Origin of the sequence: Pseudomonas pichavaramensis (assembly GCF_050473265.1) — a bacterium.
Taxonomy (GTDB): domain Bacteria; phylum Pseudomonadota; class Gammaproteobacteria; order Pseudomonadales; family Pseudomonadaceae; genus Aquipseudomonas.
Map to the genome: position 1 here is coordinate 247,530 of NZ_JBJKFJ010000009.1, position 9,590 is coordinate 257,119.

At 66.9% G+C, this 9,590-nt stretch carries 11 protein-coding genes; 9 read left to right on the forward strand and 2 right to left on the reverse strand.

Going from position 1 to position 9,590, the window contains the following annotated elements:
• Window positions 1-59: 59 nt before the first annotated feature.
• The 9 genes from mdcA (at window position 60) to madM (ending at window position 7,431) form a co-directional block, all read left to right on the forward strand.
• Complete coding sequence (gene mdcA, locus ACJRW5_RS16615; protein ID WP_484571606.1) at window positions 60-1,712, forward strand: malonate decarboxylase subunit alpha; 1,653 nt, start codon at window positions 60-62, stop codon at window positions 1,710-1,712.
• Entirely contained in the window at window positions 1,712-2,590 is an 879-nt protein-coding gene (locus ACJRW5_RS16620) for a triphosphoribosyl-dephospho-CoA synthase (RefSeq protein ID WP_484571607.1), read from the forward strand. The genes mdcA and ACJRW5_RS16620 overlap by 1 nt, the downstream gene beginning before the upstream one ends.
• Window position 2,591: 1 nt before the next feature.
• Window positions 2,592-2,891, forward strand: coding sequence for a malonate decarboxylase subunit delta (locus tag ACJRW5_RS16625; protein ID WP_484571608.1), 300 nt, complete (start codon window positions 2,592-2,594; stop codon window positions 2,889-2,891).
• Window positions 2,884-3,741: a biotin-independent malonate decarboxylase subunit beta gene (locus ACJRW5_RS16630; protein WP_484571609.1), complete on the forward strand. Its 858-nt coding sequence runs from the start codon at window positions 2,884-2,886 to the stop codon at window positions 3,739-3,741. Before ACJRW5_RS16625 ends, ACJRW5_RS16630 begins: the two co-directional genes overlap by 8 nt.
• Window positions 3,738-4,544, forward strand: coding sequence for a biotin-independent malonate decarboxylase subunit gamma (mdcE, locus tag ACJRW5_RS16635; RefSeq protein WP_484571610.1), 807 nt, complete (start codon window positions 3,738-3,740; stop codon window positions 4,542-4,544). The genes ACJRW5_RS16630 and mdcE overlap by 4 nt, the downstream gene beginning before the upstream one ends.
• Window positions 4,545-4,638: 94 nt before the next feature.
• Window positions 4,639-5,274, forward strand: a complete 636-nt coding sequence (locus ACJRW5_RS16640; RefSeq protein WP_484571611.1) for a malonate decarboxylase holo-ACP synthase — start codon at window positions 4,639-4,641, stop codon at window positions 5,272-5,274.
• Window positions 5,271-6,197 (forward strand): malonate decarboxylase subunit epsilon, encoded by a 927-nt coding sequence (gene mdcH, locus ACJRW5_RS16645; protein ID WP_484571612.1) that lies wholly within the window; start codon window positions 5,271-5,273, stop codon window positions 6,195-6,197. Before ACJRW5_RS16640 ends, mdcH begins: the two co-directional genes overlap by 4 nt.
• A 62-nt stretch (window positions 6,198-6,259) precedes the next feature.
• On the forward strand, window positions 6,260-6,661 hold the full coding sequence (madL, locus tag ACJRW5_RS16650) for a malonate transporter subunit MadL (protein WP_484571613.1): 402 nt from the start codon (window positions 6,260-6,262) through the stop codon (window positions 6,659-6,661).
• Window positions 6,662-6,666: 5 nt separating this feature from the next.
• Window positions 6,667-7,431, forward strand: a complete 765-nt coding sequence (gene madM / locus ACJRW5_RS16655) for a malonate transporter subunit MadM (RefSeq protein ID WP_484571614.1) — start codon at window positions 6,667-6,669, stop codon at window positions 7,429-7,431.
• Window positions 7,432-7,581: 150 nt separating this feature from the next.
• On the opposite strand, the gene ACJRW5_RS16660 is transcribed toward madM, so the two are convergent.
• A complete protein-coding gene (locus tag ACJRW5_RS16660; RefSeq protein ID WP_484571615.1) occupies window positions 7,582-8,493 on the reverse strand; it encodes a LysR family transcriptional regulator in 912 nt (303 codons plus the stop codon).
• A gap of 102 nt (window positions 8,494-8,595) precedes the next feature.
• A complete protein-coding gene (locus tag ACJRW5_RS16665) occupies window positions 8,596-9,273 on the reverse strand; it encodes an RraA family protein (protein WP_484571616.1) in 678 nt (225 codons plus the stop codon).
• Between the last annotated feature and the right edge of the window lie 317 nt (window positions 9,274-9,590).

Consider the following 9,590-nt stretch of genomic DNA (forward strand, 5'->3'; position numbering starts at 1 on the left):
GACTCTCAGGTCACGCTCCTAAGGTTCGCTCCACGACAGCGGAACCTGTGGAGTCATCAATGACAACAACAATATCCCCACCGCCGCAGTGGTCGCGTCGTCGCGCGGAAAAAGCGCGGCGTCTCGATCAGGTGCGTCATCTCGCCGACGGTGTGGTGCTGCCCAGCGACAAGATCGTCGCGGCACTCGAAGCCCTGCTCGCCCCCTGCGACCGTGTGGTGCTGGAGGGCAACAACCAGAAGCAGGCGGACTTCCTCTCGCGCTCGCTGGCCCAGGTCGATCCGGGGCGTCTGCACGATCTGCACATGATCATGCCCAGCGTCAGCCGCGCCGAGCACCTCGATCTGTTCGAACGCGGCATCGCCCGCAAGCTCGACTTCTCCTTCGCCGGCCCGCAGAGCCTGCGCATCGGCCAGCTGCTCGAAGACGGGCAGATGGAAGTCGGCGCCATCCACACCTACATCGAGCTGTACTCGCGCCTGCTGGTCGATCTGATCCCCAATGTCGCGCTGGTCGCCGGCTTCCAGGCCGACCGCCACGGCAACATCTACACCGGCCCGAGCACCGAGGACACCCCGGCGCTGGTCGAGCCCACCGCCTTCAGCGACGGCATCGTGATCTTCCAGGTCAACGAGATCGTCGATGAGCTGCCGCGCGTGGACATCCCGGCGTCGTGGGTCGACTTCGTGGTGGTGGCCGACAAGCCGTTCTACATCGAGCCGCTGTTCACCCGTGACCCGCGCCACATCAAGCCGGTACACGTGCTGATGGCGATGATGGCGATCCGCGGCATCTACGAAAAACACAACGTGCAGTCGCTCAACCACGGCATCGGCTTCAACACCGCGGCCATCGAGCTGATCCTGCCCACCTACGGCGAATCGCTGGGGCTGAAGGGCAAGATCTGCCGCAACTGGACGCTCAACCCGCACCCGACGCTGATCCCGGCGATCGAGACCGGCTGGGTCGAGAGCGTGCACTGCTTCGGCACCGAGCTGGGCATGGAGGACTACATCGCCCAGCGCCCGGACGTGTTCTTCACCGGCCGCGACGGTTCGCTGCGTTCCAACCGCATGATGTGCCAGCTGGCCGGGCAGTACGCGGTCGACCTGTTTATCGGCGCCACCCTGCAGGTGGACGGCGACGGCCATTCCTCCACCGTCACCCGTGGCCGTCTGGCCGGTTTCGGCGGCGCGCCGAACATGGGTCACGACCCGCGCGGCCGCCGCCATGCGACCCCGGCCTGGCTCGACATGACCACCCCGGAGACTCTGCTCGAACGCGGCAAGAAGCTGGTGGTGCAGATGGTCGAGACCTATCAGGAGGGCGGCAAACCGACCTTCGTCGAGCGTCTCGATGCCGTCGATGTGGCGAAGAAGGCCGGCATGCCGCTGGCGCCGGTGATGATCTACGGCGACGACGTCACCCACCTGCTCACCGAGGAAGGCATCGCCTACCTGTACAAGGCGCGCACCCTGGAAGAACGCCAGGCGATGATCGCCGCCGTGGCCGGGGTCACCGCCATCGGCCTGCGGCATAACCCGAAAGACACCGAGCGCATGCGCCGCGAAGGGCTGATCGCCCTGCCCGAAGACCTCGGCATCCGCCGCGCCGATGCCAGTCGCGAACTGCTCGCGGCCAAGAGCATCGCCGAACTGGTCGACTGGTCCGGCGGCCTGTACAACCCGCCCGCCAAATTCAGGAGCTGGTGATGAGTGCACTCACTGCAATTCAGCCGCAGCTCTCGCTCAGCGACTGGCTGGCCGATTTAGCCGTCGACGCGCTGATCGACGAGGCCGACCTGTCGCCCAAGCCGGGGCTGGTCGACCGCCGTGGCAGCGGCGCGCACAGCGACTTGCACCTGGGCCTGATGCATTCCTCGGCGCTGAGTCTGTGGCCGAGTTTTCGCGCCATGGCCGAGGCGGCGCAGCAGCGCGGTGAGATCGACCAGCACCTGCGTGAAGACGTGGGCCGTATCGGCCGCGACGGCGAAGCGGAGATGCTGCGCGTTACCGGCGGGGTCAACACCCATCGCGGGGCGATCTGGGCGCTGGGCCTGCTCAGCAGCGCGGCCGCGCTCGACGTCGGCGCGCTGGAACCGGCGCAGGTGGCTCTGCGCGCCGCGCGTCTGGCCCTGCTCAACGACCGCGCCGCGCCAGCCACCGGCGACAGCCACGGCGCGCAGGTGTGCCGCCTGTATGGCGTGCATGGCGCTCGTGAAGAAGCGCAGCTGGGTTTCCCTGCCGTTATCCAGCAGGGCCTGCCGCAGCTGCTGCGCAGCCGGGCGGCCGGGGCCGGGGAGCAGAACGCCCGCCTCGACGCGCTGCTGGCGATCATGACCCAGCTGGCCGACACCTGCGTGCTCTACCGCGCCGGCATGGCCGGGCTGAGCCGCATGCAGAGCGGCGCCCGCGCAGTGCTCGCCGCGGGTGGTTGCGCCAGCCTCGACGGCCGCCGCCACTTGCGCGAACTGGAACGCGACATGCTGCAGCTGCGCGCCTCGCCAGGCGGCGCTGCCGATCTGCTCGCCGCCACCCTGTTCCTCGACCGCCTGCAGCAAGGGCTGCCGGCGCCGCTTGGGAGTCTCTGAGATGCAAACCCTGTCTTTCCAATTTCCCGCCGGGCAACCGGCAAGCGGCCGCGCGCAGGTTGGCTGCGTCGGTTCCGGTGACCTCGAAGTGCTGCTCGAACCCGGCCAGGCCGGCACCCTCAGCATCGAGGTGGTGACCTCGGTAAACGGCAGCGCGCCGCGCTGGCAGCAGCTGTTCGAACGCATGTTCCGCGAACAGCAGCTGCCCGCGCTGAACATCGCCATCCACGATTTCGGCGCCACCCCCGGCGTGGTGCGCCTGCGCCTGGAACAAGGCCTGGAGGAACTGAGCCATGGCTGAACAGAACATCGCGCGCCTGCTGGCGCAACGCAGCTTCACCGAACTCGGCGCCCGCCAGCGTGCCCGCGCCCTGCTCGACGACGGCAGCTTCCGCGAGCTGCTCGACCCCTTCGCCAAGCTGATGTCGCCGTGGCTGCCCAGGCAGGGCATCGTGCCGCAGGCCGATGACGGTGTGGTGGTGGCCAAGGGCACCCTCGACGGTCAGCCGGCGCTGGTGATCGCCATCGAAGGCGCCTTCCAGGGCGGCAGCCTCGGCGAAGTGGGCGGCGCGAAGATCGCCGGCAGCCTGGAGCTGGCCGCCGAGGACAACCGCAACGGCATCCCGACCCGCGGCGTGCTGCTGCTGGAAACCGGCGGCGTGCGCCTGCAGGAGGCCAACCTCGGCCTGGCGGCCATCGCCGAAGTTCAGGCGGCGATCGTCGAGCTGCGCCAGTACCAGCCGGTGATCGGTCTGGTCGCCGGCCCGGTCGGCTGCTTCGGCGGCATGTCCATCGCCGCCGGGCTGTGCAGCTACCTGCTGGTGACCCGCGAGGCGCGTCTGGGCCTCAACGGCCCGCAGGTGATCGAGCAGGAAGCCGGGCTGGACGAATACGACTCGCGTGACCGTCCGTTCATCTGGAGCCTCACCGGTGGCGAGCAGCGTTACGCCAGCGGTCTGGTCGATGGGTATGTCGGCGACGATGTGGCGGCCATCCGTGCAGAGCTGCTGGCGCTGTTCGCCTGTGGCAAACCCGAGCAGGAGCGCAGCCGTCGCCACGCCTGGTTCCTGCAGCGTCTGCAGGCGGTCGACACTCAGGTTCAGGCCGATGCCGCTGCCGTGCGCAACACTTATCAGGGAGCACAAGCATGAGTACTGCACAGCAACCACGCGGCCTAAACTGGTTCCACGCGCTGGCCGGCGCTGCGCAGCCGCTGGCCGGTCTACCGGCCTCGCTGCGGGTCGCCGATGGCGAGCTGGCCGGCCAGGCGGTGCGCTATCTGACGGTGATCGCCGATGCCAACAACCCCTTCCCGCGGGCACGCAATGGCGAAGTCGGCCTGCTCGAAGGCTGGGGCCTGGCGCAGGCGGTGGATGAGGCCATTGAGGCCGACCGCGACAGCCCGCACAAGCGCGCCCTGATCGCCATCGTCGACGTGCCGAGCCAGGCCTACGGCCGTCGCGAGGAAGCCTACGGCATTCATCAGGCGCTGGCCGGTGCGGTGGACGCCTATGCCCGTGCCCGTCTGGCCGGGCATGCAGTGATCGGCCTGCTGGTGGGCAAGGCCATGTCCGGCGCCTTCCTCGCCCACGGTTATCAGGCCAACCGCCTGCTCGCCCTGCGCGACAGCGGCGTGCTGGTGCATGCCATGGGCAAGGCCGCAGCCGCGCGGATCACCCTGCGCAGCGTCGACGAGCTGGAGGCACTGGCCGCCGACGTGCCGCCGATGGCCTACGACCTCGACAGCTACGCCTCGCTCGGCCTGCTCGCGGATGTACTCGACGTGCAACAGGCCGACGCGCCGACGGCGGCCGATGTGCAGCAGGTAGAGAGCGCCCTGAGCCAGGCCCTGAGCGATATCGCCGGCAGCCCGCGCGATCTGCGCAATCGCCTGGGCGCCGTCAATCGCGCGGCGTCCTCGCAGGTGCGCGAACTGCTGCGCGCGCAGTGGTGAACAGGGCGCGCACGTCACCGTAGGGTGCGCCTTGCGCACCAGAGCGTTCTTCGATACCCCGGCGCGCATGGCGCACCCTACAGAGGAAGCAGCGATGCACCTGACACCCCGCCCACATGATCTGCTCTGGGGCCTGCGCCCCGAGCACCTGCCGCAGGAGGCGCCGGCCTGGGCTCGCGCCGCCTTGGGCGGGCATGTGCCGGTGGTGGTGCGGCGGGCGCCGGCCGAGCCCGGCTGGGTGGCGGTCGGCGTGCGCGGTGTTGCGCGTGAACAGCGCTACGCCTCCTGGATGCCGTTGAGTGAGATCAGCCGGTTGTGTAGCCCGCAGCAGCTGGCGCAGCAGCGCGGCTGGCTGCAGCACGCCGAGCAACCGTGGCCGGCGCTGCGGGCACTGACGCAGGTGGCGCCGCAGCTGGATGCACTGGGGTTGAGCTGGGGCATCACCGGCAGCCTCGGCTTCGAGCTGGCCAGTGGCATCGCCGCTGCGCATGCGCAGAGCGATCTCGACCTGACCCTGCGCGCGCCGCAGGCACTCGACCGCGCCTGGGCGCGCAGCCTGTGTGCCGTGCTGGATGCGGCGCCGGGGCGTATCGACCTGCAACTGGAAACCCCGCACGGCGCCGTGGCGCTGCGCGAATGGGCCGGCGGCGCCACGCGCGTGCTGCTCAAGACACAACAGGGCCCGCTGCTGGTCAGCGATCCCTGGCACGCCCTGCAGGTGGCCGCATGAGCAGTCTGTGGGCTTTCCCCGGTCAGGGCGCGCAGCAGCCCGGCATGCTGCACGCCTTGCCGCAGGCGGCAGTGGTGCAGGGCTGTATCGAGCAGGCCAGCGCCGCCCTGGGCGAGGACGTGCGCTTGCTCGACTCGGCCGAGGCGCTGCAGGGCACCCGCGCGGTGCAGCTGTGCCTGCTGATTGCCGGCGTGGCCTCCGCGCGTTTACTGAACGAGCGTGGCCATCGCCCGGACTACGTCGCTGGGCTATCCATCGGTGCCTACGCCGCCGCCGTGACGGCCGGGGCGCTGGACTTTGCCGACGCCGTGCGCCTGGTCGCCCTGCGTGGCGAGCTGATGCAGCGCGCCTACCCCGAGGGCTACGGCATGACCGCGATCCTCGGGCTGGATCAGACCAGCGTCGAGCAACTGCTGGGCGAGGCCGAGGGGCCGGTGTACCTGGCCAATATCAATGCCGCCAATCAACTGGTGATTGCCGGCAGCGACGCCGCCATGGCCGCGCTGGCCGGGCGAGCCCGCGTACTCGGTGCCGGCGCGGCCAGGCGCCTGGCCATGAGCGTGCCGTCGCACTGTGAACTGCTGGCCGCGCCGGCTGCCGAGCTGGCGGCGGCCTTTGCCGGGGTCGAGGTGCGCGCGCCACAGGTGCGCTACCTGAGCAGCAGCTCGGCGCGGCTGATCCGTGATCCGCAGATATTGCGCGACGATCTGGCTGTCAACATGAGTCGCGTCGTCGACTGGCAGGCGACGTTGGTCACTGCTTACGAGCGCGGTGTACGTCTGCATCTGGAACTACCGCCAGGTGCCGTGCTGACCGGGCTGGCCCGGCGTGTATTCGATCCTGGCCAGGCGGTCGCCTTCGAGGGCGCCCGTCTGGATACACTCGACGCCATGTTGCGTCAGGAGGTAAGCCTCGACCGCTGAGCCGTAGCGTTTACCGAAGCACAAGAACAACAACTTCGATACGTAAGACGAGGACAACAACAATGATCATCTACGGTGTCGCCTTTCTGGCGTTCTGCACCCTGGCAGGTATCTTCATCGGTTCACTGCTGGGACAACTCATCGGCGTGCCCGCCAATGTCGGCGGTGTCGGCATCGCCATGCTGCTGCTTATCTTCCTGGGCAGTTACCTGAAAAAACGCGGCCTGTTCGTCGGCAAGTCGGAGCAGGGCGTGGAGTTCTGGAGCGCCATCTACATCCCCATCGTGGTTGCCATGGCGGCTCAGCAAAACGTCTACGGTGCCCTCAGTGGCGGGCCGATGGCGATCATCGCCGGGATTGCTGCCGTGGTAGCCGGCTTCGCCCTGGTGCCGGTGCTCAGCCGGGTCGGGCAAAAGAAGCCTGAAGCCGATGTCACGTCCTCTCTGACCAAAGCGCCACGGTGATCGCCATGTACGAATCTCTGCTCAAGGTAGTCACCAGCTACAGCCTGCTCAGCGGCTTCGCCATCATCGGCATCACCATGTGGGTGTCGTACTGGATCTCCGACAAGTTCACCAAAGGCCGCCTGCACGGCTCGGCCATCGCCATCCTCCTCGGCCTGCTGCTGTCCTATATCGGCGGCGTCTACACGGGTGGGCAGAAAGGCCTGGTGGACATTCCCCTGTTCGCCGGGATAGGTCTGCTCGGTGGCGCCATGTTGCGCGACTTCGCCATCGTTGCCACCGGCTTTGGGGTGAGTGTCGAAGAACTCAAACGCGCGGGTTTCGCCGGGGTGCTGGCGCTGTTCGTCGGCGTGCTGGCGTCTTTTGTCGCCGGTGTCGCGGTGGCCATGGCGTTCGGCTACACCGATGTGGTCAGCCTGACCACCATCGGCACCGGCGCGGTGACCTACATCGTCGGCCCGGTGACCGGTGCGGCGCTGGGCGCCAGCTCCGATGTGATGGCGCTGTCGATTGCCGCCGGGTTGATCAAGGCGATCCTGGTGATGGTCGCCACGCCCTTTGTCGCGCCCTATATCGGCCTGGACAATCCGCGCAGCGCGGTAATCTTCGGTGGCCTGATGGGCACCTCGAGCGGTGTCGCCGGTGGCCTGGCGGCGACCGATCCGAAGCTGGTGCCGTATGGCTGTCTGACGGCGGCTTTCTATACCGCACTGGGCTGTTTGCTCGGCCCATCGTTGCTCTACTTTCTGATGCGTGGCCTTCTGGGCTGACTCTTCGCCCGCCCTTGTGGCGGGCTTTTTCACTGCCCGTGTCCGCGACCATGTAGAAGCCCGCTTGCGGGCGATGCTTTTGCTCTGATCGCAGGCAAGCCGGCTCCTACACTTGCCGCATCTGGACAGGCACGTTCATTCGCGATGCCTCTACTCCTGCCGGCTATACATCCGGCATTCGGCGAGCAACGCCAGTAGATTCGGATCGCGCTCCTTGGCCTTGAGAAACACCACGCCGATATGCTGTTGCAGGTGGTATTTGGCCTGCAGCGGAATCAACTTCACCCGATTCTCGTACACCGCTGCCACGCGCCCTGGCAGCAGTGCGTAGCCGACCCCGGAACTGACCATGCTGAGCAGGGTGAAGATGTCTTTGACCTGCATCGCCACCTGCGGCTCGAACCCGGCCTGCTGGAATACCCGTTCGCCATCGCGGAAGGTGGCGTAGCCCTGGGTGAGGGTGATGAAGGTATCGTTGCGCAGGTCGGCAAGATCCACTTCGGCCTGTCCGGCGAAGGGCGAGTCGTTGGGCGCGGCCAGGAAGATGTCGTCGGAAAACAGCGCCAGTTGTTCGCAATCCGGGTCAACGCTGCCATCGTCGAGAGCAATGAGGATGGCGTCCAGCTCCATGTTCTTCAGCTTGTACAACAGGTCGACATTGGAGCCGAGCACCAGGTCGATGTTCAGCTCGCTACGGCGCAGCTTCAGGCCCATGATCAGTTGCGGCACGGTCTTCACCGTCAGCGAGTAGAGCGCACCGAGCTTGAAGCGCTCGGCACCGAAGCCGGCGGCCTCGCGGGTCAGGCGCACCATCTCCTGAGCGTCCTGAATCAGCTTCTGCGCCTTTTCTTCCAGCCGGTAGGCACTCTCCAGCGGAATCAGGTTGCGCCCCTCGTGCTTGAACAGCGGGCAGCGCAAGGCGCTTTCCAGCGAGTGGATGGCGCGGTGCACGCTGACGTTGCTGGTCTGCAGTTCGCTGGCCGCACGGGCCAGGTTGCCGCTGCGCATGAAGGCGAGAAATACCTCCAGCTTCTTCAGGGTGAGTTCTTCGTCGATCAGCATCGGGAGGGCACGGCCTGTTCGGAGCGATGGCCGATTGTGCCGTATCTGCAGCAGAAGTGCAGGGCAGAGGAGCCCCCGCCGCGCAGACAGGGGCGGGAGGCCTTATTCGGGCAGCTGGCAGCCTTTCTGACGCAGGGATTCGATGACCCAACTGCGGTCGTTCTGGCCGGCGGCGATGCGCTCCAGCTGAGCGATTTCCGCACGGTTCTTGGCGTCGGCGCGTTCGAATACCCCGGCCACTTCGTCGTAGGGCACGCACAGCAGACCGTCATCGTCGCCGATGACCAGGTCACCCGGATTGATGACCATGCCGTCGATGGCGATCGGTACGTTGATTTCACCCGGGCCGTCCTTGTACGGACCGCGGTGGGTGATGCCGGCGGCGAACATCGGGAAGTCACCGGCGCGGATCGCGCCGGCGTCACGGATGGCGCCGTTGATGACGATGCCGGCTACGCCGCGCTTGGCCGCGTAGGCCACCATCATTTCGCCGATCAGGGCGTTGCTCAGGTCGCCGCCGGCGTCCACCACCACCACGTCGCCGGGCTCGGCGATGTCCAGCGCGTAGTGCAGCATCAGGTTGTCACCCGGACGGGCCTTGACCGTCAGGGCCGGGCCGGCGAGGACGCCGCCACCGTGCATCGGGCGCAGGCGCGAGCCGCCGGCGGTCATCCGGTTCATCGAGTCGCTGACGCAGGCGACGGGGACGGAGCGATAGCGCTCGACCCATTCGGCACTCACCTTGCGGCCGGCAGACAGGACCCTGAATCCGATGGACATGATTGATACCTCGTGTGGATTGTTTTTTGGGTTTTATGAAACTCCATTTCATAAATATCATCCGAAGACGATAGCGCACAACTGTCTGTCAGCTACAAGCACACTTTTACCGACGATCAGCCCTTCAATAGCTCGGGCTCGTCAGGGGTTACGCTCAGGGTTAGCCGTTTGTCCAGCACGAAATGGATTTTATTGAAATGGCATTTCTTTATGGTAGGCTGATTTCGTCGTCGCCGGGCTGCCTCCCGCAAGCAGACGAACCAACAAGAACAAGGTACGCACCATGAATCGAAGCATCCTGGTCACAGGTCCGGCGT

Excerpts from the sequence above, each read along its gene's own strand:
- mdcA (WP_484571606.1), top strand. The coding sequence starts at position 60 with ATGACAACAACAATATCCCCACCGCCGCAGTGGTCGCGTCGTCGCGCG.
- ACJRW5_RS16620 (WP_484571607.1), top strand. The coding sequence starts at position 1,712 with ATGAGTGCACTCACTGCAATTCAGCCGCAGCTCTCGCTCAGCGACTGG.
- ACJRW5_RS16625 (WP_484571608.1), top strand. The coding sequence starts at position 2,592 with ATGCAAACCCTGTCTTTCCAATTTCCCGCCGGGCAACCGGCAAGCGGC.
- ACJRW5_RS16630 (WP_484571609.1), top strand. The coding sequence starts at position 2,884 with ATGGCTGAACAGAACATCGCGCGCCTGCTGGCGCAACGCAGCTTCACC.
- mdcE (WP_484571610.1), top strand. The coding sequence starts at position 3,738 with ATGAGTACTGCACAGCAACCACGCGGCCTAAACTGGTTCCACGCGCTG.
- ACJRW5_RS16640 (WP_484571611.1), top strand. The coding sequence starts at position 4,639 with ATGCACCTGACACCCCGCCCACATGATCTGCTCTGGGGCCTGCGCCCC.
- mdcH (WP_484571612.1), top strand. The coding sequence starts at position 5,271 with ATGAGCAGTCTGTGGGCTTTCCCCGGTCAGGGCGCGCAGCAGCCCGGC.
- madL (WP_484571613.1), top strand. The coding sequence starts at position 6,260 with ATGATCATCTACGGTGTCGCCTTTCTGGCGTTCTGCACCCTGGCAGGT.
- madM (WP_484571614.1), top strand. The coding sequence starts at position 6,667 with ATGTACGAATCTCTGCTCAAGGTAGTCACCAGCTACAGCCTGCTCAGC.
- ACJRW5_RS16660 (WP_484571615.1), bottom strand. The coding sequence starts at position 8,493 with ATGCTGATCGACGAAGAACTCACCCTGAAGAAGCTGGAGGTATTTCTC.
- ACJRW5_RS16665 (WP_484571616.1), bottom strand. The coding sequence starts at position 9,273 with ATGTCCATCGGATTCAGGGTCCTGTCTGCCGGCCGCAAGGTGAGTGCC.